Here is a 23797-nt window from a genome sequence, read left to right as displayed (position 1 = left end):
CAGTGGTTTTTTTTATTTTTTATTCGTCATTATTTTCTCCATACTCATCCCAAAGAGTCTTGGAATCAGTTTTTAGAAAATCAATACTTTTATTGATAACGTGTTTGAATTCCTTGGGTAATTCCTCTTTTTCCCATGGATGTTTGGTGCCGAAAACGTGATCTGCATTTTCAACAAGTAACAGTTTTGGTGCAGGACTCCACTCGAATAAATTTCCTGCTTCACCTATGGAAACACTGGTATCGCTACTTCCGTGGGCAATCAGGTGCGGAATTTCGAGTTTTTTAGCCGCCTTTTTAATATTAAGTCGCTCCTTGTTTTCTTTAAAATTTTTGTAAAACTGGTAATGATGAGGTAGTTGACGCCCAGTTCTAGTATTTACTATATACTGAACCCCTTTTTTTTCCCAGGTTTCCAGTTTTTTCCCTTCAGGAAAACGAGATCCAAAGTCTGAAACAGAGGCTAATGTGATTAGCTTCGTGATCCTTTTATCTTCTGCAGCTTTGATCAAAACTATTCCACCACCTCTTGAATGACCAATCAGGTTGATATCATCTGGTTTTATCTGCTTAGCAAACTTGAAGTCTGGTAATAGAATCCAGTCTAAAACCTTCTGAAGATCATCAAGCTCAATGATGTAATTATTATCTCCAAAAGCTTCGATATTCTTGAATTCGGTCAGGTTCTCCGGGTCTGTTCCATTATGGCTAAAATTAAATTTCACGAAGAAAAATCCTTCATGCGCCATCTGTTCACCCATTTTATCCCAGGCACCCCAATCTTTAAAACCTTTGTATCCATGACAAAAGATTACAATTGGTTTTGGTTTGCCATCATCTTTAAAAATTAGATCTGCAACGATCGGCCTGTTATGCTTGCCTTCTATGACAATATTCTTTTCTTTAGAAACTTCCATATTTCTTTTTAATTTCCTTTTCTACAAATGGAATCTCCGGATCGCAGATTTCCATGATTAAATTCTTCAATTCTGTCTGGAACATTTCTAAAGTTTCCTCGGTGATCAAGGCATCTTTTTGTTTTGTTCCTGCAATTTTCTTTTCAAATTTTAAAAATCCTGACTTCAGATTCTTAAATGAAATTATTCCTGCTTCGGCGGGGAATTTAAGGTCTTTCTCCAGCGCAATCAAGGAAGCATAAGTTAAAACCTGAAAACTTTTGGAGTAATTGTCATAATCTTTTGTTATTTCACTCCAGTCGGTAACATTTAAATGTCGCGATTCAACTTTTCCGGTTTTGTAATCTATAATCCTCGGTAATCCATTAGATCTTTCAAATCGATCTACCTTTCCACGAAGATAAACCGAAAAAGGCAGTTTTTCTATGGGAAGTTCTACTTTGAGATCTTTTTCGATCTGAACGATTTCAATTTCTTCACCTTCCCGAATCCTTTTTAATTCAAACTTCAGGAAATTTTGTAAATAGCGTTTAGCAACCTCAAAAATGAGTAGATTTTTCCCTTTTTCCAGCGGTATTTTGCTATAAGTAGAGGAGAATTCATTAGCAATTTCAGAATCGCCTCTTTTCGAAAATTCAGTGATCACCTCTTTAGTGATCATTTTACCTTCAAAAGGTTTATATAAATTTTCCAGGGCATTGTGCACTACCGTTCCCAGGGTGTTAAAAGCTACGGTTTCCTCAACCTCATCCTGGTCTCTCACTCCAAGAATATATTGATGATAGAAATCCAGTGGATTACGGATATAGGTAGTAAGGGCGGAAGGTGAAAATCCTGAATATGCCAGCGATCTAAGTCTTTCCATCATTTCAGGAGTTTTATGAACTTTCTTCAAATTTTTATTCAATCTTGGAACTTCAGGACTTATTAAAATTTTTCTCAAAGAATGGGCTGGCTGATTTTCAATTTCAAGCTGGGTAATAAATCTGCTTTTTTCTCCTGAATTAAGCCCGTCTGCTTCAGTATTATATAGAAGGAATACATTTTTAGCTCTTTGCATCAACCTGTAAAAATGATAAGTATAGACAGCATCTTTTTCACGATACGTAGGCAGTTTATATTCCTGTTTAAGATCATAAGGAATAAATGAATTATCAGATTTTCCTGCAGGAAGTACACCTTCATTCAAAGACGTAATGATCACTGTTTCAAAATCGAGCGCGCGAGACTCCAGCATTCCCATTAATTGTAGACCCTGAAAAGGTCTACCCTGAAAATCCAGGGTTTCTGTACTTACCATTTCCCGGTAAAAACCATATAAAGCTTTTATAGATTTTAAATGAGGATATTTTTCATTCAGGGTGCTAAGTTTATTGAATAGCACATGAAAATGATAAAGAAATTCAAGACCAATTTTATCATCCTTTTCCCTGAGGTAAGTTTTTAAAGCCTGGATGATTTTTTGTGCATCTTCAAGAAATTTTGAAACCGAATCTTTTTTTGGCTGGAAAGATGCTGCTATCAGAACCCTAAACTCTTCGGGAAAAGATGCGATAATGGCTTCTGGTTCCATATACACCCGATTTTCTGAATTTATCTTTACCATGAGCTTTTCAGCTGGTTCCTGAAGAATAGGGTTTAAGGAAGGATGATTAATGATAGAAATTATATCCTTGTAATAAAAGTTTTCGGTTTGATTGAAATGAATCTGAAAAAGACTTTCAAATAAAGAATTAATCGGAGCATTTTTCACAGGAAATCCCATGGTAATATTCAATTCGGTGATTTCTTCAGGTAGTGAATTTAGAACTGGTAATAATAGCTCCTCTTCTCCAAGGACTATGGCCGTATTTTCCAATTGCTCTTGGGTTAATCCGGTAAGTATTTCCCCTAGATATTTCGCCTGACCAATATTCTTAGGAACACCAATCAGCTCAATGTTTTTTTCTTTTTCGTAATTAGATAAAAATTCAGCAGGCTTGTGGTCCTGGTAGAATTTCCAGTTTTTGAGGTAGTCTCTAATAAATATTGAGGCTCCATGATCTTCATCTTCATAAAGCAGTTTATCAATATCCCAGTAAACGTCTGCCTTGCCTGCAGCCAACATTTTCTGAATGATAAGTTGTTCCGCTGCATTTAAAGCGTTAAAACCTATGAAGACATGTTTTTGATCATTTGAGGAAATATAATCAACAATATTTCCAGCAGCCTGCCTGTAAATAAGTCCCTGATATCCCTGATTCTTAGACAATAGTCTATTTGAAAGGGCTTCATAAAAGTCTGGCAGACTTTTCCAGAATTGAAGATACCTTTTAATGAGATCTGTCTTTTCTTCTTTTAAATACCAGTGATTGATATCCTGGATTCCTGATAAATAATTGAAAAATGGTTGATGATCTATGAGATAGCGATCTATTTCATTGAAATCATGAATAAGGCTTTGTGCCCAGGTAATGAAAGTTTCAAAATCCTCCTGGCTTTCTTTTGAGGTGAGTTGTTTATAAACCTCGTAGAATTCAAATAAACTGATAGTATTATCTATAGACTCAAGATTTGAAATGACTTCAGTAAACTCCTCGATGCTATAAATAACCGGAGAAAAGATATTCTTTTCTGAAATTTCTGCAAGCTCTTTTAGCAGGTATGAACCGGCTCTCTTACTGGGAAGAATAAAAACGATATCTGATAGAGGAGTTTCAGCATCCTTAAGCTTCTGTAGAACTTCGCGTATAAATGATTCCATAGGCCTAAAATAAAAAACGCCCCGCAATGCGGAGCGTTTTTTAAGATGTTTTAAAAAAGGAATACTAGTTTTCTTCCTCTTCCATGTTTTCACCAGACTTATCTTTCATCTCTTTATCCTTGTCTAAAGAAATTTCAACACGTCTGTTATCTTGTCTTCCTTTTGCAGTACTGTTAGTAGCAATTGGTTGAGTTTCACCGTAACCTTCAGAAGTCAATCTGTTAGCAGGTACTCCATTCTCTTGTAAGAAAGATTTAACTGAAGCAGCACGCTCTTTTGAAAGCTTCATGTTGTAAGCATCACTACCAGTGCTATCTGTATGTCCTTCTATGTGGAAGATAGTTTGTGGATACTCATTCATGATCTCAACGATTGAATTAAGAGCATCTTCAGATTCAGTTCTGATAGTAGCTTTATTCAAGTCGAAAAGTACAGTTTTAGAATATTCGTTAAGTTCAGAAATTACTTCTGCAGTTGGTTCTGGACATCCGTTAGATGCAGCAGGACCAGCTTCTTCTGGACACTCATCATCTTTGTCTAGTACACCGTCACCATCAGTATCAGGCCATGGGCATCCGTCGTTTTCAGCAGGACCAGCTTCTTCTGGACACTCATCTTCATCATCTCTTACACCATCACCGTCAGAATCTGGACATCCGTTCATTTCAGCAAGACCAGCAACTTCAGGACAGTCATCATCAGGATCAGCTACACCGTCACCATCAGAATCAGGACATCCGTCAAATTCAGCAAGACCAGCTTCATTTGGACATGCATCCTGACGATCTTCGATTCCGTCACCGTCAGTATCAGGACAACCATTGAATTCTTCTAGACCTGGTTGCTCAGGACATTCGTCATCTTTATCATAGATTCCGTCACCGTCAGTATCAGTTCCTCCGAAGATGAATTTGATACCAGCAGCATGTTGGAAATGAGTAGCAGTTTCAGTTTCAAATACGTGCTTATACTTAGACTCTAAAGTAAGAGCTACGTGATCTGAAAACCAAAAGTTAAGTCCTACTTTTCCGTTTAAAGTAGCAGCATCAAGATTTGAGATATCCTCTCCATCCTGATCACCAATCCAGGTATAACCACCACCAATACCAACAACAGGATCAATCCATCCGTCATTTAGCATTGCTCTAAGGCTGTAGTCTAATCCAAGATCTACTGCATAGTAAGAAAGATCTGGAATAGATCTGTCTCCGTATTTGTCAAGCTGATTGATAGTACCAGTCAATTCACCTACAAGACCAGCTCCTAAATATCTAGATACAGATAATTTAGAAACAGCAGGTAGAATGTTCCAGTGATCTCCAGAGTTAAAATACTCATCGAACATACCACCTAGAGGTGCGTCTTCACCTGTAGGATAGAAATCAACTGCATTGGTTCCAATACCAATTGCCCATGGGTTGTCAGCATCCTGTGCCTTAACCGAAGTAAAGCCAAATATCAGTAATGTGGCCAGTACAATTTTGCTAAGATGTTTCATATTTAATAGTTTAGTTTTAAGTGTTAATTGTAAGCAAAAGTATATGCTTAATGCATATTAACAAAAGTAAAAATAATAAAGTTTTCTTAATTACAGCGCGTTTCCAAGCGATTTGTACGCATTTTATTACCTGAATATCAACAGTTTTGATAATAAAATAATAACTTTTTGAAGTCTAAAAATTTTTAAATGACCTTTAGTTCTTTACCTACCTTCTTAAATGCGTTGATTGCCTTGTCCAAATGTTCTTTCTCATGAGCAGCAGATAATTGTACTCTAATTCTAGCTTTTCCTTTCGGAACCACCGGATAAAAGAATCCAATTACATAAATACCTTCTTCCAGTAATTTGTCTGCCATGTCCTGAGATAATTTGGCATCATGCAACATAACCGGAACAATTGCAGCTTCACCATCAATAATTTCAAATCCGGCCTCTTTAATACCTTTCTTGAAATAAGCTGTATTATCTTTTAGTTTTTTGCGTAGACTGTCATCTGTCTTAAGCATATCAAAAACTTTGATCGAAGCTCCTACGATTGCCGGCGCGAGTGAATTTGAAAATAGATAAGGTCTTGATCTTTGTCTCAATATCTCGATGATCTCTTTTTTAGCAGTAGTATAACCGCCCATGGCACCACCAAGCGCCTTTCCTAAAGTTCCGGTAATGATATCTACCCTGTCTAAAACTCCTTTTTCTTCTAGAGTTCCAATTCCATTTTCACCAATGAAACCTGTAGCATGGCACTCATCAATCATGACTAGTGCATCATATTTATCTGCCAGGTCACAAATCTTATCCAGAGGAGCTACCAGCCCATCCATAGAAAATACTCCGTCAGTAACGATGATCTTAAATCTTGCGCCTTTATCGTTTGCATCTTTTAATTGCTTTTCAAGATCTTCCATATTCCCGTTTTCGTAACGGTATCTTGCAGCCTTACATAATCTAACTCCATCGATGATCGAGGCATGATTCAATGAATCTGAAATGATTGCATCCTCTTTCGTCAATAAAGGTTCGAATATACCTCCATTAGCATCAAAGCATGCAGCATAAAGAATAGTGTCCTCCGTCCCATAGAAATCGGCGATTTTTTGCTCCAGTTCTTTATGAATATCCTGGGTTCCACAAATAAATCTTACACTGGACATTCCAAAACCATGCGTGTCCATGGTATCTTTCGCCGCCTGAACAACTTCCGGATGAGAAGAAAGTCCTAAGTAATTATTCGCGCAAAAATTGATCACTTCCTGCCCGGTTGATATTTTAATTACTGCGTCCTGGGCTCCGGTAATGATCCTTTCCCTTTTATAAAGTCCGTCATTCTTGATCTCTTCAATTTCCTTTTCTAAGTGTTCTTTTATCTTTCCGTACATAATCGGTTCTTTTAGGTCTGATTAATTTTAATCTTTTCTAAACAGGAGTTTGCTCCTGTTATAATTCACAAATTTAAATTTCTTTTACACATTCTTAATGATAATGGGATTATTGGTATAAACCAATAGACATTTTTCAATTTCATATCCCATAGCGCCAAGGGCATTGGCGTAATTGCTAACCTGCCTGGTATGAGTATCTACAAATCCTCCGGTTTTATAGTCAATAATTATAGCTTTATTGCCTTCTAAATTTATTCGGTCAGGTCTTAAACGCTGTCCTTCCGTAGTAATGATCTCTTTTTCATTCAGGCTGGTAGCATTATTTGAATAGAATTGTTTTAATTCCGGATGCGAAATAATTCCTGAAATGAGTTCAGAAATTTCTTCTTTTGAAATTTCCGTGATCAAGCCTGAATTTACCGCCCATTGCAAAGCCTTTTCCATATCATCTGAATGATTGATACGCGCCAGGATCTCGTGAGCGATCTCTCCTTTTTCAATAGCTTCCTGTTGCGTGGAATCCCATAATGACCCAGATCTGGTCACAATATGAACTGCCTTATTCTGAGTTGCAGAAGAAAAATAATGCTCATTAGAAACGCTGTTATTTCCTGAATATCCTGTATTTATTATATTATCTGGATCACCAAATTCATATTCCAAACCATCGTTCCATTTTCCAGAAGATCTTAAATAATCTGAAAGTAAATCTGAAATATTAGGGGAGGACTTTGCTTTTTGATGATAATTTGAAAGAATATAAAGTTGCTGAGCGGCCCTGGTGCAAGCTACATAAAGGACATTAAGGGTATCCAGTTCATTTTTATAAATAAGATCCTTGTAGGCATCAGCAGCATTTTCATTCCAGTTTAGCATTTTTTGCGATGCGCTCACATAAGCTACCGGGATATTTTCATCATTTATATTCAGCCATAAATTATCATTACGCGTATCCTGTAAATCTGAATTTGCAAAAGGATAGATAACTACCGGGAATTCCAGACCTTTCGATTTATGAATGGTCATGATCTGCACGGCATTATCTGTTTCGGGAACCACAATGCTTAATTTATCTTTTTTCTGCTCCCATTTTTCCAGAAAATCATTGAGACTGTTGGATGTTTTCTGAGCAGTCTCGAATACAAAATCTAAAAAGAACTGAATATAGGCATCAGATTTTTCGACTAAACTAAAACAGCGGATGATATATTCAACAGATTCATACAGGGAAAGTCTTTTTAATTCCTCCATTTGGAAGTCTATATTCCGCTCTTTCAACCAATCAAAAAACGCGGTTCCATGCATAGGTAGACTTTTCACGAGAAGAAGATGCGCTTCTTCAGTCTCTACAAAATTTTCAGCCAAATAATCAAATATTGAGAGTTTAAGCTGATCATCTTCGGGATTCATGGAATAGGCCAGAAGATGAATAATAAACCGAACTTTTGGAGACTGTGCCAGTAATAAGGTTTCCGAGGAAATTACGGGAATACCATGATCGCTCAAAAATTCTGCGATAGCCACCCCTTCGTTTCTGCGCCTGGTAAGTATACAGATATCTTTTCTGTTCATCCCTTTCGCATCCAGGCTTTTTATAATGTCCAGGATCTTTTCGGGATAGATCTCCATTTCTTCTTCACGATTGGCAACTTCAACAAAACTGATGTTCACAAAACCGAAATCTCCTTTTTTTGGAGTTTGCCTGGAGGCCTTGAAAAGGTCAGCATATTCAGGATAGCTTAGAACTGATGCCGCATACTGGAAAAAACTATTATTGAAATTTACTACCTCAGAACCACTTCTGTAATTATCGGGAAGGTTCACAACCTGCTGTTCCAATTGAAATGGTCTGTCTGCCAGGTTGCTTAGGTCTATAAGTTGCTCCGCTCTACCGCCGCGCCAGCGATAAATGCTTTGTTTCGCATCACCCACGATAGTGAGACTTGACTTGGTTTCAGTTCCGGAAAGATTATGACTTATCAATGGTATGAGATTTTCCCATTGCATGTTTGATGTATCCTGAAATTCATCAACGAAATAATGCTGGTAGCGTTCACCGAGTCTTTCATATATAAATGGTGCAGGCTGATCTTTAACCTGCTCGCTGATTTTCGGATTAAATTCTGAAATAAGTACCAGGTTTTTCTCCTTTTTGATTTCTTCTACTTCCCGGTTAATTTCATTCAACAGGGAAAGCTGGATTAGATTTTTTCTGATCTCATTTAGGAACTCTATACTGAAAAATGCCTTTTTAGAGGCGTCGAAGATTTCAGCGATTTGTGGCTGATTAGCATCCAGGGCCATTTTCGCGTCTTCACTGGCTTTCTTGGGGTATAAAGGCTGATCAGCGATTTTCTCTGCCCATTTCGCCTGGAAATTCACTGAAAGATTACCCGATTGCAGTTTTCTGAAATGTTTAGGTACATACTGTCCGCTAAAATCTGATTCCTGGATTCCTTGATTATGCAACAACTCAAAGAAAGAGTCTGCAGAAAGTTTGATGGTTTCTTCCGCGATCTTAATATCTGCTCGGAGTTTTTTACCAAATTTTTCAAAATCTTCCAGAGTTTTTTCTTTAAGAAGCTGAATAGGCTTTTGATGGTTTTCATTAATCAGCAGCTTTGAAATATTAAAAAGATCCCGGCTTATATCCCAGCTTTTGTCGTCATCAGTTTTAGTTAATGTATAATTCACCAGCACCTTAGTTAATTTTTCATCGGTACCAGCACGATTGATAAGGCTATCAACAGCTTCCATTAGAACTTCATCAGCGCCAAGCTCTACCTCGAAATTCATTGGAATTCCCAGGTCCCTCGCAAAAGTTCTCAGGACCCTATGAGTAAACCCATCGATGGTAGAGATCTCAAAAGCAGCATAATTATGAATAATACTTTTGAGAATATCGATTGATTTCTGTCTTATAATCTCAGCAGGATACCTGGTTTCTTCAATTATAGATTTAAATAAAGGATTGTTTTCTGAAGTAGTTTCAGGCTTTGAAAAAGCGGCCAGGCTTTCAATTATCCTGGACTTCATTTCTCCAACGGCCTTATTCGTAAAGGTAATAGCCAGGATATTTTTGTACCTGTCTCGCTTAGGAGAATTGAAAAGAATGCTGAGATATTCTTTTACGAGGGTAAAGGTTTTACCTGAGCCTGCTGAGGCATTATAAATTGTAAAGGTATTTTTCAAATAAGACGTTATTATTGAATTTGGTAAAGATGCTAAAAATTTAAATTTAAAATAAAAAGTCCTTTTTAGTGGCTGGTGCTTTTAAGTATTTTATAACACTAAAAAATTTCCTTTAAAACCCTTAATGGCTAAATTTGGGTGAGTTTAAGTACTAATCACTAAAAAATCAGATAATTATGTCTTTTGAATTACCAAAATTAAAATATGCCTTTGACGCATTAGAGCCACATATAGATGCAAAAACTATGGAAATTCACCATGATAAGCATCATGCTGGTTATACCAAAAAGTTGAATGACGCTATTGAAGGAACTGATATGGACGGAAAGAATATCGAGAACATTTTAAAAAATCTTGATATGTCTAATAAAGCAGTTCGTAATAATGGTGGAGGTTTTTATAACCACAGCCTTTTCTGGGAAATTATGTCTCCTGATGGTGGTGGAAAGCCAGAAGGCGAACTTGCCAGTGCAATAGATTCAGCTTATGGTTCATTTGAAGCTTTCAAAGAAGAATTTTCAAAGGCTGCAGCTGGACAATTTGGATCAGGATGGGCCTGGCTTTGTGTCCACAGTGGAGGAAAAGTTGAAGTTTGTTCAACTCCAAACCAGGATAACCCAATTATGCCTGAAGTTGGATGTGGAGGAACTCCAATCTTAGGTCTTGATGTATGGGAGCACGCTTATTATTTAAATTACCAGAACAAACGTCCTGAATATATAGATGCATTTTTTAATGTGATCGACTGGAAAGAAGTTTCAAGTCGTTACGCTAAGGCAAAATAATTAAAGCTATATAAACTGAAAAAGGTCGCTACTAGCGGCCTTTTTTTATGTCCTCACTTCAATTATATCCATAAAAAAAGGCGGAATAAATTCCACCTTTTTTTGCCCCAAATCTACCATGAACTTAACCTACTTATGCTATGGTATAGTAAATATAAAACGAATAATCTTTGCAGTTTTAGTTTTTAGACGAACTACCTGAAAATTAGTTAAAATACTGTTTTTCAGTTTTTTGTACCGTTTATAGATAATATTGGTATCTCAGGTATAGATTTTAATCTGAATTAATTCCATAAAAAAAGGCGGAATTAAAATTCCACCTTTTTTTGCCCCAAATCTACCATGAACTTAACCTACTTATGCTATGGTATAGTAAATATAAAACGAATAATCTTTGCAGTTTCAGTTTTTAGATGAACTACCTGAAAATTAGTTAAAATGCTGAAAATCAAAAATATGAAGGTATTCCGACGATGAATTTCTTGAAATAATTGCAATTAGGAATGAGTAGAAATAAAAAAAGGCGGAATGAATTCCACCTTTTTTTGCCCCAAATCTACCATGAACTTAACCTACTTATGTTATGGCAATACTAATGTAGATAGAATTGTCCTACACACAAAGAATTTTAGATTAAGTGCAATTATATTAGTTAAAAGGTAAATTTCTAATAAGCTCGATCCTTTTTACCTTCGAAAAAGTTCATAAATGCTCTATTCACGACTCTGTTACCTCCAGCAGTGGGATAATCTCCCGTAAAATACCAATCTCCTAAATTTTTTGGACAGGCTTTATGTAGATTTTCCACTGTCTGATAGATCACTTTTACATCTGCATTCACATCATCATCGCTCAATAATTCAGATATTTTATCAGAAATTTCTTCATTGGTGAATGGTTCGTAAATTTCTTTAACAAAATTCTGAACCTCCTTGTCATCAAGATCTACTTGTTTTTTACACTTATTATAAACTTGTTCCACCAGCTCATATTGGCCATTATCTTTTAATAGTTCAAGAGCAGCCCTGAAAGCGACAAGATCCTCCAGCCTGGCCATATCTATACCATAGCAATCAGGATATCTAATTTGAGGTGCGGAAGAAACCACGACAATCTTCTTTGGTTTCAACCTGTCCATCATCTTGATGATACTCTTCTTAAGAGTAGTACCTCGCACGATACTGTCATCAATAATTACTAGGTTATCGTCTGGTTTAACCACTCCATAAGTCACATCATAGACATGAGCTACCAGGTCATCCCTGCTGCTGTCCTCAGTTATAAAAGTTCTAAGCTTAACATCCTTTATCGCGATCTTTTCAGTTCTAAGACGATGAGAAAGTATCTCCTGAAGTCTGGCATCGGTTAGCGTTTCTTTTTCTTCAAGTATTGCCTCGTTCTTTTGCTTGTTCAATTCATCCTGCGCAGCTTCCACCATACCGTAGAAGGAAGTTTCCGCCGTATTTGGGATGAATGAGAAAACCGTTTTCAGGGTATCATGTTCAATTGACTTCAGCACATCTGGCATCAATAGTCTACCCAGCATTTTACGTTCCTGGTAAATTTCAGCATCACTACCTCTGGAAAAATAAATTCTTTCAAAAGAACAGGCTTTGCGCTCTAAGGGTTCAATGATCTCCTTAATGGAAACATCTCCGTTTTTCTTGGTGATAATGGCATTTCCAGGAGGTAATTCATGAACATCCTCAAAATCTACATTGAAAACAGTCTGAATCACCGGTCTTTCTGAAGCAACCACAACCACTTCATCATCTTTATAATAATAAGCAGGCCTAATTCCCGCAGGATCACGAAGAACGAAAGAATCTCCATGCCCTATAAGTCCGGCCATGGCGTAACCACCATCCCAGTTCTTTGAAGACTTTTTGAGGATTTTTGCGACGTTCAGTTGTTCCGCTATAACTGGTGACGCTTCTACTTTTGAATATCCTTCCTTCTTAAGCTTTTTATATAATTTACGGACTTCAGAATCCAGGAAATGACCAATTTTTTCCATTACCGTAACCGTATCAGCTCTTTCTTTAGGATGCTGACCTAATTCAACAAGGTTGTTAAAAAGCTTGTTTACATTGGTCATATTAAAGTTTCCGGCTACAATAAGATTTCGGTGCATCCAGTTATTCTGCCGTAAAAAGGGATGAACGCTTTCAATACTATTCTTACCGAAGGTACCATAGCGAACATGCCCCAGGAAAACTTCGCCTAAATAAGGGATATGTTTTTTCTGAAGTTCAGTATTATCAGCTAGTTCAGGATTCGCTTTGATCTCGTCGTTAATACGCTGGTTGATCTGCTCAAAAATATCCTGAATAGGTTGTGCCTGATTTGAACGAACACGGCTAATATATCTTTCCCCCGGAATAGTATTCAATTTAATGCTGGCAAAACCTGCACCATCCTGACCACGGTTGTGTTGCTTTTCCATCATCAGATACATTTTATTTACACCATAAAATGCCGTCCCATATTTTTCCTTATAATAATCAAGAGGTTTTAAAAGCCTTATGTGTGCAATTCCGCATTCGTGTTTTAAAGCATCACTCATATCTTAGTTTCCTTTTTGGAATTTAGTTGTGTTTGTCACAAAAAAAGCCCTGAAATTACAGGGCGTTATATTTAATCAAGTTGTGTTTCAAATTGTGTAAGTTTCTTAAACTCGTCAAGTCTCTTACTCATCTCATCGCTCGTAAGCGATTGCATCCGCTCTGTTCCGAATTTTTCTACACAGAATGAGGCAAGATTCGAGCCATAAATAATGGCGCTTTTCATATTTTCAAAGGAAATGTCCCCGGTTCTTGCAAGATATCCAATAAATCCACCTGCGAATGTGTCTCCAGCTCCAGTTGGATCAAAAACTTCTTCCAGCGGTAATGCCGGGGCAAAAAAGATCTGTTCCTTATGAAAAAGTAAAGCTCCGTGCTCCCCTTTTTTAATTACAACATATTTAGGTCCCATCTCTTCGATCTTGCGCGCAGCTTTTACCAGTGAATATTCTCCTGAAAGCTGTCTTGCTTCTTCATCATTTATGGTAATAACATCCACCTTTTCGATGACTTTCATTAGGTCATCCAGGCTATTATCCATCCAGAAGTTCATGGTGTCCAGTACTACAAGCTTTGGGTTTATAACCTGTTCCAAAACACTAAGTTGAACCAGTGGGTGAAGATTTCCCAGCATTACATATTCAGAGTCTTTAAAATTCTCAGGAACTACTGGTTGAAAATCTGCAAGTACATTTAATTGCGTATCCAGTGTATCTCTGCTATTAAGATCATTGTGATATCTACCACTCCAGAAAAAAGTTTTTCCGCCTTCAACAACTTCAACACCTTCTATGTCGATTCTGTTATTTTTTAAAAGGTCCAGGTATTCCTGAGGGAAATCTTCTCCTACCACAGATACCACAGCGCTATTTATATCAAAATTAGCCGCTGAAAGACCTATATAGGTGGCTGCACCACCAAGGATCTTATCGGTTTTTCCAAATGGGGTTTCAATAGCATCGAACGCAACGGTTCCAACAATAAGTAATTTACTCATAACGGGTTTTAAAATGACGCTGCAAATATACAGTTTGTTTTTCAAGGTATAAACCTCAAATCCCAGACTAAATGTTAAGCTTTATATCCATTATCTTCCGGAAGATTTTTTCCTTTGGAAGCTGAAACGGCCAGGGCATCACATCGCTCGTTTTGTGGGTGGTCATTATGACCTTTGATCCATTGAAATTGAACCTGGTGTTTTCTGAACTGTTTCATAAACTCTATCCAAAGATCTGTATTCTTCCTGTTTACATAGTTCTTTTTCTCCCAGCCAAAAACCCAGCCTTTATTCACAGCATCTGCTACATATTTTGAATCTGTAAAAACCTTTACGGGTGTTCCTGGATTCTTTAGTTTCTTCAAAGCATCAATAACAGCCAAAAGTTCCATCCTGTTATTTGTAGTTAATTTGAATCCATTAGAAAATTCTTTGCGGTAAGGTTTGCCAACCCATTCCATAACGATACCATAACCTCCGGGCCCTGGATTTCCTCTCGCGGCACCGTCGGTGTATATATGTACTTTAGGAGTTTGCACTAATCGTTTTTTTCTAGTAGTTGCTGAATAACTTCTGGGAAATGTCTGTATTCCAACTCATGAATCTTATCTGCGAGGCTATCGGCCGTATCCTCAGGATCAATTGAGGCAGTAGCCTGGAAAATGGTATTTCCCTCATCATATTTTTCATTGACATAATGAATAGTAATTCCACTTTCACTTTCCTTGTTTTCAATCACAGCTTCGTGAACTCTGGAACCGTACATGCCTTTTCCGCCGTATTTTGGAAGCAACGCAGGATGAATATTGATGATCTTTTCAGGAAATTCCCTGATTATATTAGATGGGAAAAGCCATAAGAATCCAGCCAGTACAATAAGGTCCGGATTCATATCTTTCAATATATTTAAAACATCATTTGTGTGATATAAAGCCTCGCGATCAAACAGCAATGCTTTTACATTGAGGTTGTGCGCTCTTTTCAATGCGCCTGCAGATCTTTTGTTAGAAAGTACCGCTACAACTTCGGTTTTATCTGAATTTTGGAAGAATTTGATGATATTTTCGGCGTTGGTGCCAGAACCTGAAGCAAATATTACAATCTTTTTTTTGTTTCCACTTTCTTTCTCACTCAAAATAAGGCTGTTAACATTTATTAGGATGTAAAATTAATTGCTTTCAATGAATTTTATGTAAATTACCATCACATTTTTAGAGGAAAAATCGGTTTTAAAATAAAGTTTTTTATTTTTGCCACCTAATCAAAATTAAAATAAAAAATTATGTCAGACATTGCATCAAGAGTAAAAGCTATTATCGTTGACAAATTAGGAGTTGACGAGAATGAAGTTGTAAACGAAGCCAGCTTCACCAACGACTTGGGTGCTGATTCACTAGACACAGTAGAATTGATCATGGAATTTGAGAAGGAATTTGATATTCAGATCCCAGATGATCAGGCAGAGAACATTGCTACTGTAGGTCAGGCAATTTCATATATCGAAGACGCTAAGAAATAAATCAACACACCATATGGAGTTAAAGCGAGTAGTAGTTACAGGCCTTGGTGCCTTAACCCCAATTGGTAACAATTTAGAGGAATATTGGGAAGGGCTTAAAAACGGTAAAAGTGGTAGTGCACCTATCACTTATTTTGATACCGAAAAGTTCAAGACTAAATTCGCTTGCGAACTCAAAAACTTCAATCCTCTTGATCATTTTGATCGTAAGGAAGCAAGAAAGCTTGATAGATTTGCTCAATATGCGATGGTATCTGCAGACGAGGCTATCGAGGATTCAGGAATTGACCTTGATACGGTAGACAAATTTCGCGTCGGCGTGATTTGGGGAGCCGGGATAGGTGGTCTTGAAACTTTTCAAAACGAAGTTATCAATTATGCGGAGGGCGATGGTTCTCCAAGATTCAATCCTTTCTTTATTCCGAAGATGATCGCAGATATTGCTCCTGGTAATATTTCGATCAAACACGGATTTATGGGAGCAAATTACACCACCGTTTCAGCTTGTGCATCATCTGCAAATGCTATGATAGATGCCTTGAATAATATTAGATTGGGACTTAGTGATGTAATTGTTTCAGGAGGATCTGAAGCTGCAGTAGCGATAGCAGGAATGGGCGGATTTAACGCAATGCATGCCCTTTCCACAAGAAATGACAGTCCTGAAACTGCATCAAGACCTTTTGATGCCACGAGAGATGGATTTGTACTTGGTGAAGGTGCCGGAGCGCTTATATTAGAAGAATATGAGCATGCAAAAGCAAGAGGAGCCAAGATCTATGCTGAAGTACTGGGCGGAGGATTATCTTCAGATGCCTACCATATGACTGCGCCACACCCTGAAGGAGATGGAGTAGTTGCTGTAATGAAGAATTGTCTTAAAAATGCCGGATTAAAGCCTGAAGATGTTGATGCTATCAATACCCATGGTACTTCTACACCTCTTGGAGATGTTGCTGAATTGAAAGCGATTTCCAAAGTGTTTGGTGAACATGCAAAAACGATGAATATCAACTCTACCAAGTCTATGACCGGGCATCTGCTGGGAGCAGCCGGAGCTATTGAAGCGATCGCGGCAATCCTTTCCATGAAGCATGGAATTGTTCCTCCTACGATTAACCACGAGCATATCGATGAAAACATTGATCCAGAATTGAACCTTACTTTGAACAAGGCTCAAAAGAGAGATGTAAAGATCGTAATGAGTAATACTTTTGGTTTTGGAGGTCACAATGCTTGTGTGGTGTTTAAGAAACTTGACGAATAAACAATGAGTGTTATTCGTAACATATTAAATTCCCGTTCTTCTCAAGGCGGGAATTTTTTTAATACCCTATCTCAAATTCTTGGCTTCAAACCAAAATCTCTCACTCATTACAAAAAGGCCTTCACTCATCGTTCCTTGAATAGAAAGGATGAAGAAGGAAATGCGATCAACTTTGAACGCATGGAATTTCTGGGGGATGCCATGCTTAGCGCAGTAGTGGCTTCACATTTGTTCAAAGCTGTCCCGGGTGGTAATGAAGGATATTTAACCAAAATGCGGTCTAAAGTGGTTAGCCGTAAACACCTGAATGAACTGGGAAAGGATCTTGGATTGATCAAGCACGTCCAAACTAATATCCCAAAGGAGCAATTTGGTGTGAATATTCACGGCAATCTTTTTGAGGCATTAGTTGGAGCGATCTACCTGGATCGGGGCTACAAATATTGTGAGCGTTTCATTTATGAACGGGTAATAGATCCTTATGTAGATATCGAGCAACTGGAAGGAAAAGTGATCAGTTATAAAAGCCTGGTGATTGAATGGTGCCAGAAAGAAAAGAAGGAATTTGATTTTAATGTATATGAAGATACCGGGAATGATGAACTTAAACATTTCGCGGTAAAACTGCGTATTGAAAATCGCGTTGTTGCTAAGGCAAGAGCTACTTCAAAAAAGAAAGCTGAAGAAAAAGCCTCAAAAAGAGCCTATTATGCTCTTCAGAATAAAATGGATTAAATTTTGAAGATTTAACTTAAACTAAAACGTTTTCGTAAAAAATTATGAATTTTAAGGCCTTAATATCTTCATTTTGTTAATCATATATTATCTTTAACCTTAAAGTATAAGTTTATGCAATCGCATAAAACGCTTCTGGAAGTTGAAGATGAGTATTTTAATTTGATCGCCATTTATTCCTCACTTGAAGGATATAAAATGGCGTATTTTTTAAATAAGTATCTTAAAGTCAGGCTTGAAAGAGAGCCAAGAGATATTGACTTTAATCATAACGAATATGATGCTTTTTATGCTCTGTATTCACATAAAGACCCAAATTCCTATTATAGCTTAGATCTTGTTGCAAATAGATTTAAGGGTGAACCGAAAAGAATTCTTAGTTCTGGTTCACTTTTCGAAGAAGAGGAATTGAGTCCTCAGGAAGTAAATCTGATTCCTGAATACAACAAGGTTGATTATTTTTTAAAGATTAGTGAAGAAATAAGACCGAAGGAATTTAACCGTGTTTTGAACAAAATAGGGCAAATACCCGGAGTTCAGGCTGCATATGCGATTGATATTGATAATTTAAAATCCAAACAAAATCTAATATTCGAATAATGCCTACCAACAAAAAAACAAAAATAGTCGCAACGCTGGGCCCTGCAACCAGTAGTAAGGATGTATTAAGAAAAATGCTGCAGGAAGGCGTGAATGTTTTTCGTATCAATTTCTCTCATGCAAATTATGACGATGTTAGAGAAAGGATCAAAATGATCAGGGAATTGAACGAAGAGGATGGATTCAATGCTGCTATTCTTGGAGATCTTCAAGGACCAAAACTTAGAGTTGGGGTGATGAAGGAGGAAGTTGTGGTGAATGAAGGCGATCAGATTGTCTTTGCGACCGGAAAGGAATTCAAAGGAACAGCAGAAAGAGTTTACATGAATTACGATTCCTTCCCTAAGGATGTAAAAGCCGGGGAAAGAATTCTTCTTGACGATGGTAAACTTATCTTTGAGGTGGTGAAAACCAATAAGAAGGATGAGGTTAAAACTAAAGTTATCCAGGGAGGACCTTTAAAATCTAAAAAAGGAGTAAATCTTCCCAATACAAATATCTCACTTCCGGCACTTACTGAAAAGGATGTAAAAGATGCCATTTTCGCTTGTGAAATGGGCGTAGACTGGATGGCGCTTTCTTTCGTAAGACATGCCGAAGATCTTATGGAACTTCAGAATCTTATTAAAGAGCATTCAAAATATAAAATTCCAATCGTAGCTAAAATCGAAAAACCGGAAGGAGTTGCAAATATCGATAAGATCGTTGCTTATTGCGACGGACTCATGGTGGCGCGTGGAGACCTTGGAGTAGAGATTCCTGCACAGGAGGTTCCCTTAATTCAGAAGAAATTAGTTCTTACTGCCAAGAAAGCCAGAATTCCGGTAATTATTGCAACTCAAATGATGGAGACAATGATCACGAGCCTAACGCCAACAAGGGCAGAGGTGAATGATGTTGCCAATTCTGTTATGGATGGTGCCGATGCCGTGATGCTGAGTGGAGAAACATCTGTTGGTCAGTACCCGGTTCAGGTTATTCAAAAGATGGCGCAAATCCTTGAAAGTGTAGAAAATTCGCCGCTAATTAAAGTTCCGCATGAACCACCACATGTTAGAACCAAAAGATATATCACAAAAGCAGTTTGTTTCCATGCGGCTCATATGGCCAACGAGATCAAAGCGAAAGCGATTTGTACTTTAACCAATAGCGGTTATACAGCTTTCCAGATTTCGGCCTGGAGGCCAGAGGCTCATATTCTTGTTTTTACTTCAAACAAAAGGATCTTAAATCAATTAAGCCTGCTTTGGGGAGTAAAAGCATTCTACTATGACAAGTTTGTAAGTACAGATGAAACCATTGATGATATTAATGATATGGCTAAGAAGTTCAAATTTGTAGAAACTGGTGATTTCACAATCAACCTTGCGGCAATGCCAATTACAGCTAAGGGAATGGTGAATACTCTTAGAGTTTCTGAAATAGAATAGAATTATTTAGAAATAATAAATTAAGGCCTGGATCAAATCCGGGCCTTTTTATTTAAAATTTGAACTTTAGCTGTACAAAGATTTCTTTCTTTTCCTCTTTTTGATTTCCTTTTTCGGTATTTAAATTTGAAAGGCTAATTCCGAGAAGTCTCACCGAGTTTTTCATTTTTTCCTGGTATAATAACTCCTTCGCGATCTCCAGAATCAATTCTTTGCTGGAGATATAATAATTAATTGTTTTACTCCGAGTCTGCTGGGTAAAATCACTGTATTTGATCTTCAGAGTAATTGTTTTTCCAGCAACCTTACTTTTATTAAGACGTTTTTCTATTTCTTCGGCTATGTTCTCTAGACGTTCCAGCATAAAAATTTCCGAAGAAATATTCTCATTGAAAGTTCTTTCGGCTCCAAGGGATTTTCTGGTTCTATGCGGTTTTACTTCGCTATGATGAATTCCGCGAACCACCTTATAAAAATGGCTCCCGCTTTTCCCAAAATGCTGACTAAGGTATTCTTCAGATTTCATTTTGAGATCCTTTCCGGTGAAAATTCCAAGGCGATACATTTTTTCCGCGGTAACTTTACCAACTCCATAGAACTTCCTGATATCAAGCTCTTCCAAAAATTCTATAACCTCTTCCGGTTGAACGGTTTTTTGTCCATTTGGCTTATTGATATCGCTGGCCACCTTGGCAATAAACTTGTTAATTGAAATACCTGCCGAAGCATTTAAACCGGTTTTTTCTTTAATTCGGTCCCTGATCTGCCGGGCAATAAGAGTAGCGCTGGGATTCCCTTTTTTGTTTTCAGTTACGTCGAGATATGCTTCATCCAGAGACAGCGGTTCTACAAGATCTGTATACTCATGAAAAATTTCCCTAATCTGTGAAGAGATTTCCTTATATCTTTCAAATCTTGGTTTTACAAAAATAAGATCAGGGCAATTCCTTTTAGCAATGATACTGCTCATGGCACTTCTAACTCCAAATTTGCGTGCTTCATAACTGGCCGCGCTCACTACGCCCCTTTGTGAACTTCCGCCAACCGCTACAGGTTTTCCACGAAGTTCCGGGTTGTCAAGTTGTTCCACAGAGGCATAAAATGCATCCATATCAATATGAATGATCTTGCGAAGTTTTTCCACGAGACAAATTTAATGAACTTGATAATTATTAATTGAATAAGATAGAATACTTCGGAAAATGGCCGATAAAGCTATTTGCGAGTATTCAATCTTTAAAGCTATATTTGAAAGAGAGCTAAATTCAAAATGGAACAGAAAACAGCCATTATTTTGGGAGCTACCGGGTTGACGGGCAGCATGCTTTTATCAAAACTGGTAAATGATCCCAGGTACAGGAAAATAAAGGTTTTTTCCAGGAATCACGTGCAATTTAAGTCTGAAAAGATTGAGGAATACCTGATCAACCTTTTTGAGCTGGAGAAGTTCGCAGGCCTATTTACGGCAGACGAAGTATATTGTTGTATCGGAAGTACTCAAAATAAAACACCTGATAATGATACCTACAGGATGGTGGACTTTGGAATTCCGGCAACAGCAGCAAAATTAGCACATCAAAATAAGATTAATACTTTCCAGGTGATCTCGGCAATGGGAGCCGATGAAAAAAGTAGGTTTTTCTACAACCGGGTAAAGGGAGAAATGGAAGGAGCTGTTCTGGAACAGCAAATTCCTAAAACCTATATTTTACAACCTTCCTTGATAAGAGGCAACCGGGAAGAAAGCAGGCCAATGGAATACATTTGGAAAAAGATAATGATCGTTGGTGATCATTTATTGATTGGAAGCCTGAAAAAATACAGAAGTATTCATCCTTCAACCATCGTTGAAGCGATGATCTACCTGGCAAATAATGAGTATCCTGCTGGCAGGATACCTTCAGATGAAATAAGAGAAATAGCAGACAGAACTTAATTTGAATGCAGGAAATAGAGCGTAAATTTTTAGTTAGATCAGATGGATTCAAAAAGCAGGCCTTTCAGAAAACACTTTTTGTGCAGGCCTATCTGAATACCGATCCGGAAAGGACTATCAGGATCAGAATAAGCGGGGATAAGGCATTTATGACCATCAAAGGAAAGTCCTCAGAGAACGGCTTAACCAGATTTGAATGGGAAAAACCAATCGAATTGAAGGAGGCGAAGGAATTATTGAAATTATGCGAACCAGGAAAAATTGAAAAATACAGGTATTTAATTTCTGCTGGTGACCATACCTATGAAGTAGATGAATTCCTTGGAGGTAACGCCGGTCTTGTGCTTGCTGAAATCGAACTTGAAAAAGAAGATGATAAATTTGAAAAACCCGATTGGTTAGGAGAAGAGGTTACTGGAAATAAAAATTATTATAACTCGAACTTAATAGCTAAACCATTTAAAACCTGGTAAGATGAGAAAGTTGATATTCCTGTTTAGTGTGATTTTTTTTCTTTCATGCGCCGAAAAATCAGAAAAGGATAGTTCTTCTGAGAATTTTGATATCATCTCAGATAGTACCGCAAGTAATTCTCCGGATATAGCAAAAATTGAAGCCAATCTTAAAAAGAGAGGTTACCAGACTTTCAGTTATAAGGAAGGCGATACCACGTATTTAATGCAGCAATATTACATGGTTTTCCTGAAATCGGGACCTAATCGAAAACAGGATTCTACTGAAGCAGCTGAATTACAGAAACGGCACATGGCACATCTGGAAAGAATGGCTGTGGAAGGCTATACGAGTCTAACCGGTCCCATGGGAGATGATAGTGACCTAAGAGGAATTGTAGTTTTTAATACAGCTACCCAACAAGAAGCAGATAGTCTCGCAAATTTAGATCCTATGGTGAAAGCAGGAAGACTGGTTGTTGAAGTTCACCCATGGTGGGTAGCTAAAGGCGGTAAACTCAAATAACATCATGAACACAAAAAACAAATTACCGGAATTGACCTATTCGGGTAACGAGCAGAAAAAATTAACTCTGCACCTGTTTTTTCAAATTCTGGGAAAGATTAGGATGTGTTTTACTCCGCGGAAAAATCACTGGTGGTATATTACCTTATATGTGTATGATAAAGGTTTTACTACCACATCTATTCCAATAAATGATGGTTTTGATTCATTTTCTCTAAATCTAAATATTTTACAAAGCAAGCTTCAGATCGTAAAGAGCAGTGGAGAAATGAAAAGTTTTGAGCTTTACAAGGGCCTGGCGGTTGCTACCTTCTACAATAACATTTTAAATTTTTTGGGGGATCTTGACATAGATGTGAAAATTAAGGGTAGGCCTTATGATCTTAATATAAAGAAAGAATTTTCAGAGATCACAGATATTCATCATTACGATATGGAATACAGCAATTTATTCTGGAGAACTTTTCTTTGGGTAGATTCTGTTTATAAGGAATTTAGCGGTAGGTTTTATGGGAAAACCTGCCCTGTACAGCTTTACTGGCATTCCATGGACCTTGCCGTAACACGTTTTTCCGGAAAAGATGCACCGAAAATGTCTGAGGAAGCTAGGATTTCTGACAAAGAGGCTTACAGCCATGAATGTATAAGCTTTGGTTTTTGGGCTGGAGATGATAATGTTCCCGAGCCAGCTTTTTATTCCTATACATACCCTGCTCCTGATAGGATAGATAAACAGGAGCTGAAACCTGCAAATGCTAAATGGATCATGAATAACAATAGTCCCATGGCGATTTTGACCTACGCTGAACTTGCTAAGGAAGAAGAGCCACGCAAAGTTTTATTGCAGTTTCTTGAAAGCTCATATCGCGCAGGAGCTGAATTAGCAAATTGGGATATTGAAAAGCTTACCGTGCCACCACTCAAGGATTTGTAATCAGGCTGAAGTGATCTTATCTTTAATCTCGTGCTTGGGAAGTACTCCAGACTGTCTCCAAACAAGTTCTCCGTTTTTAAACAAAATCATGGTAGGTACACCACGAACCTGGTATTTAGAAGCAAGCACCTGATTTTTATCCACATCTATCTTGACGATTTTTACCTGATCTCCAAGTTCCTCTTTAACCTCTTTTAAAATAGGAGCGAGCGTTTTGCATGGTCCACACCAATCGGCGAAGAAATCTATCAAAACCGGGGTTTCACTTTTTATAATATCACTGAAACTACTTTTCATATCTGTTTACTTTGAAATAAATTT

The 23797-nt window shown here is 37.5% G+C and carries 21 protein-coding genes; 10 read left to right on the top strand and 11 right to left on the bottom strand.

What is annotated here, in order from left to right; genetic code table 11:
• Positions 1 to 19: 19 nt before the first annotated feature.
• The 5 genes from AC2S94_RS04460 to AC2S94_RS04440 form a co-directional block, all read right to left on the bottom strand.
• Positions 20 to 916, bottom strand: coding sequence for an alpha/beta hydrolase family protein (locus AC2S94_RS04460; RefSeq protein WP_484630311.1), 897 nt, complete (start codon positions 914 to 916; stop codon positions 20 to 22).
• Positions 903 to 3659, bottom strand: a complete 2757-nt coding sequence (locus AC2S94_RS04455; RefSeq protein WP_484630310.1) for a PD-(D/E)XK nuclease family protein — start codon at positions 3657 to 3659, stop codon at positions 903 to 905. Before AC2S94_RS04455 ends, AC2S94_RS04460 begins: the two co-directional genes overlap by 14 nt.
• A 64-nt stretch (positions 3660 to 3723) precedes the next feature.
• The gene (locus tag AC2S94_RS04450; protein ID WP_484630308.1) at positions 3724 to 5157 is read right to left on the bottom strand and encodes an OmpA family protein; all 1434 of its coding nucleotides are present in this window, start codon (positions 5155 to 5157) and stop codon (positions 3724 to 3726) included.
• Between the two features lie 185 nt (positions 5158 to 5342).
• Positions 5343 to 6536, bottom strand: a complete 1194-nt coding sequence (gene kbl, locus AC2S94_RS04445) for a glycine C-acetyltransferase (protein ID WP_484630307.1) — start codon at positions 6534 to 6536, stop codon at positions 5343 to 5345.
• An 84-nt stretch (positions 6537 to 6620) separates the two neighbouring features.
• Positions 6621 to 9731, bottom strand: a complete 3111-nt coding sequence (locus tag AC2S94_RS04440) for a UvrD-helicase domain-containing protein (RefSeq protein WP_484630306.1) — start codon at positions 9729 to 9731, stop codon at positions 6621 to 6623.
• A gap of 176 nt (positions 9732 to 9907) precedes the next feature.
• On the opposite strand from AC2S94_RS04440, the gene AC2S94_RS04435 reads away from it, so the two are divergent.
• On the top strand, positions 9908 to 10516 hold the full coding sequence (locus tag AC2S94_RS04435) for a superoxide dismutase (RefSeq protein ID WP_484630305.1): 609 nt from the start codon (positions 9908 to 9910) through the stop codon (positions 10514 to 10516).
• Between the two features lie 667 nt (positions 10517 to 11183).
• On the opposite strand, the gene AC2S94_RS04430 is transcribed toward AC2S94_RS04435, so the two are convergent.
• From AC2S94_RS04430 to purN, 4 genes are all read right to left on the bottom strand, one after another.
• Positions 11184 to 13082 (bottom strand): amidophosphoribosyltransferase, encoded by a 1899-nt coding sequence (locus AC2S94_RS04430; protein WP_484630304.1) that lies wholly within the window; start codon positions 13080 to 13082, stop codon positions 11184 to 11186.
• Positions 13083 to 13153: 71 nt separating this feature from the next.
• Positions 13154 to 14077 (bottom strand): PfkB family carbohydrate kinase, encoded by a 924-nt coding sequence (locus AC2S94_RS04425; RefSeq protein ID WP_484630303.1) that lies wholly within the window; start codon positions 14075 to 14077, stop codon positions 13154 to 13156.
• A 74-nt stretch (positions 14078 to 14151) separates the two neighbouring features.
• Complete coding sequence (rnhA, locus tag AC2S94_RS04420) at positions 14152 to 14616, bottom strand: ribonuclease HI (RefSeq protein ID WP_484630302.1); 465 nt, start codon at positions 14614 to 14616, stop codon at positions 14152 to 14154.
• Positions 14616 to 15212, bottom strand: a complete 597-nt coding sequence (gene purN, locus AC2S94_RS04415; RefSeq protein WP_484630301.1) for a phosphoribosylglycinamide formyltransferase — start codon at positions 15210 to 15212, stop codon at positions 14616 to 14618. Before purN ends, rnhA begins: the two co-directional genes overlap by 1 nt.
• Before the next feature lie 147 nt (positions 15213 to 15359).
• On the opposite strand from purN, the gene AC2S94_RS04410 reads away from it, so the two are divergent.
• From AC2S94_RS04410 to pyk, 5 genes are all read left to right on the top strand, one after another.
• Entirely contained in the window at positions 15360 to 15596 is a 237-nt protein-coding gene (locus AC2S94_RS04410; protein WP_013069791.1) for an acyl carrier protein, read from the top strand.
• A 13-nt stretch (positions 15597 to 15609) separates the two neighbouring features.
• The gene (gene fabF / locus AC2S94_RS04405) at positions 15610 to 16863 is read left to right on the top strand and encodes a beta-ketoacyl-ACP synthase II (protein WP_484630300.1); all 1254 of its coding nucleotides are present in this window, start codon (positions 15610 to 15612) and stop codon (positions 16861 to 16863) included.
• A gap of 3 nt (positions 16864 to 16866) precedes the next feature.
• Positions 16867 to 17598, top strand: a complete 732-nt coding sequence (gene rnc / locus AC2S94_RS04400) for a ribonuclease III (protein WP_484630299.1) — start codon at positions 16867 to 16869, stop codon at positions 17596 to 17598.
• Between the two features lie 114 nt (positions 17599 to 17712).
• Entirely contained in the window at positions 17713 to 18198 is a 486-nt protein-coding gene (locus AC2S94_RS04395; RefSeq protein WP_484630298.1) for an IPExxxVDY family protein, read from the top strand.
• Positions 18198 to 19628 carry a pyruvate kinase gene (gene pyk, locus AC2S94_RS04390; protein ID WP_484630297.1) on the top strand — a complete coding sequence of 477 codons (1431 nt, stop codon included), beginning with the start codon at positions 18198 to 18200 and terminating at the stop codon, positions 19626 to 19628. The genes AC2S94_RS04395 and pyk overlap by 1 nt, the downstream gene beginning before the upstream one ends.
• Before the next feature lie 52 nt (positions 19629 to 19680).
• Here pyk and dinB read toward each other — a convergent pair whose 3' ends face one another.
• Positions 19681 to 20772, bottom strand: coding sequence for a DNA polymerase IV (gene dinB / locus AC2S94_RS04385; RefSeq protein WP_484630296.1), 1092 nt, complete (start codon positions 20770 to 20772; stop codon positions 19681 to 19683).
• A gap of 126 nt (positions 20773 to 20898) precedes the next feature.
• Here dinB and AC2S94_RS04380 point away from each other — a divergent pair, with 126 nt between their 5' ends.
• Genes AC2S94_RS04380 through AC2S94_RS04365 form a run of 4 tightly spaced genes read left to right on the top strand, consistent with a single transcriptional unit; the run spans position 20899 to position 23476 of the window.
• Positions 20899 to 21564, top strand: coding sequence for a Rossmann-fold NAD(P)-binding domain-containing protein (locus AC2S94_RS04380; protein ID WP_484630295.1), 666 nt, complete (start codon positions 20899 to 20901; stop codon positions 21562 to 21564).
• 5 nt (positions 21565 to 21569) lie between these two features.
• Entirely contained in the window at positions 21570 to 22037 is a 468-nt protein-coding gene (locus tag AC2S94_RS04375; RefSeq protein ID WP_484630294.1) for a CYTH domain-containing protein, read from the top strand.
• 1 nt (position 22038) lies between these two features.
• Complete coding sequence (locus AC2S94_RS04370) at positions 22039 to 22542, top strand: YciI family protein (protein ID WP_484630292.1); 504 nt, start codon at positions 22039 to 22041, stop codon at positions 22540 to 22542.
• 4 nt (positions 22543 to 22546) lie between these two features.
• Positions 22547 to 23476: a DUF5996 family protein gene (locus AC2S94_RS04365; protein ID WP_484630291.1), complete on the top strand. Its 930-nt coding sequence runs from the start codon at positions 22547 to 22549 to the stop codon at positions 23474 to 23476.
• Here AC2S94_RS04365 and trxA read toward each other — a convergent pair whose 3' ends face one another.
• A complete protein-coding gene (trxA, locus tag AC2S94_RS04360) occupies positions 23477 to 23773 on the bottom strand; it encodes a thioredoxin (RefSeq protein WP_484630290.1) in 297 nt (98 codons plus the stop codon).
• Positions 23774 to 23797 lie beyond the last annotated feature (24 nt).

It is taken from the genome of Christiangramia pacifica (assembly GCF_057221535.1).
The sequence above is the reverse complement of the archived record's forward strand: the minus strand, read 5'-3'. Positions and strand labels throughout refer to the sequence as shown.

Excerpts from the sequence above, each read along its gene's own strand:
- kbl (WP_484630307.1), bottom strand. The coding sequence starts at position 6,536 with ATGTACGGAAAGATAAAAGAACACTTAGAAAAGGAAATTGAAGAGATC.
- fabF (WP_484630300.1), top strand. The coding sequence starts at position 15,610 with ATGGAGTTAAAGCGAGTAGTAGTTACAGGCCTTGGTGCCTTAACCCCA.
- AC2S94_RS04430 (WP_484630304.1), bottom strand. The coding sequence starts at position 13,082 with ATGAGTGATGCTTTAAAACACGAATGCGGAATTGCACACATAAGGCTT.
- AC2S94_RS04455 (WP_484630310.1), bottom strand. The coding sequence starts at position 3,659 with ATGGAATCATTTATACGCGAAGTTCTACAGAAGCTTAAGGATGCTGAA.
- AC2S94_RS04395 (WP_484630298.1), top strand. The coding sequence starts at position 17,713 with ATGCAATCGCATAAAACGCTTCTGGAAGTTGAAGATGAGTATTTTAAT.
- AC2S94_RS04460 (WP_484630311.1), bottom strand. The coding sequence starts at position 916 with ATGGAAGTTTCTAAAGAAAAGAATATTGTCATAGAAGGCAAGCATAAC.
- pyk (WP_484630297.1), top strand. The coding sequence starts at position 18,198 with ATGCCTACCAACAAAAAAACAAAAATAGTCGCAACGCTGGGCCCTGCA.
- AC2S94_RS04365 (WP_484630291.1), top strand. The coding sequence starts at position 22,547 with ATGAACACAAAAAACAAATTACCGGAATTGACCTATTCGGGTAACGAG.
- trxA (WP_484630290.1), bottom strand. The coding sequence starts at position 23,773 with ATGAAAAGTAGTTTCAGTGATATTATAAAAAGTGAAACCCCGGTTTTG.
- AC2S94_RS04450 (WP_484630308.1), bottom strand. The coding sequence starts at position 5,157 with ATGAAACATCTTAGCAAAATTGTACTGGCCACATTACTGATATTTGGC.
- AC2S94_RS04370 (WP_484630292.1), top strand. The coding sequence starts at position 22,039 with ATGAGAAAGTTGATATTCCTGTTTAGTGTGATTTTTTTTCTTTCATGC.
- AC2S94_RS04375 (WP_484630294.1), top strand. The coding sequence starts at position 21,570 with ATGCAGGAAATAGAGCGTAAATTTTTAGTTAGATCAGATGGATTCAAA.
- AC2S94_RS04380 (WP_484630295.1), top strand. The coding sequence starts at position 20,899 with ATGGAACAGAAAACAGCCATTATTTTGGGAGCTACCGGGTTGACGGGC.
- rnc (WP_484630299.1), top strand. The coding sequence starts at position 16,867 with ATGAGTGTTATTCGTAACATATTAAATTCCCGTTCTTCTCAAGGCGGG.
- AC2S94_RS04425 (WP_484630303.1), bottom strand. The coding sequence starts at position 14,077 with ATGAGTAAATTACTTATTGTTGGAACCGTTGCGTTCGATGCTATTGAA.
- AC2S94_RS04435 (WP_484630305.1), top strand. The coding sequence starts at position 9,908 with ATGTCTTTTGAATTACCAAAATTAAAATATGCCTTTGACGCATTAGAG.
- AC2S94_RS04410 (WP_013069791.1), top strand. The coding sequence starts at position 15,360 with ATGTCAGACATTGCATCAAGAGTAAAAGCTATTATCGTTGACAAATTA.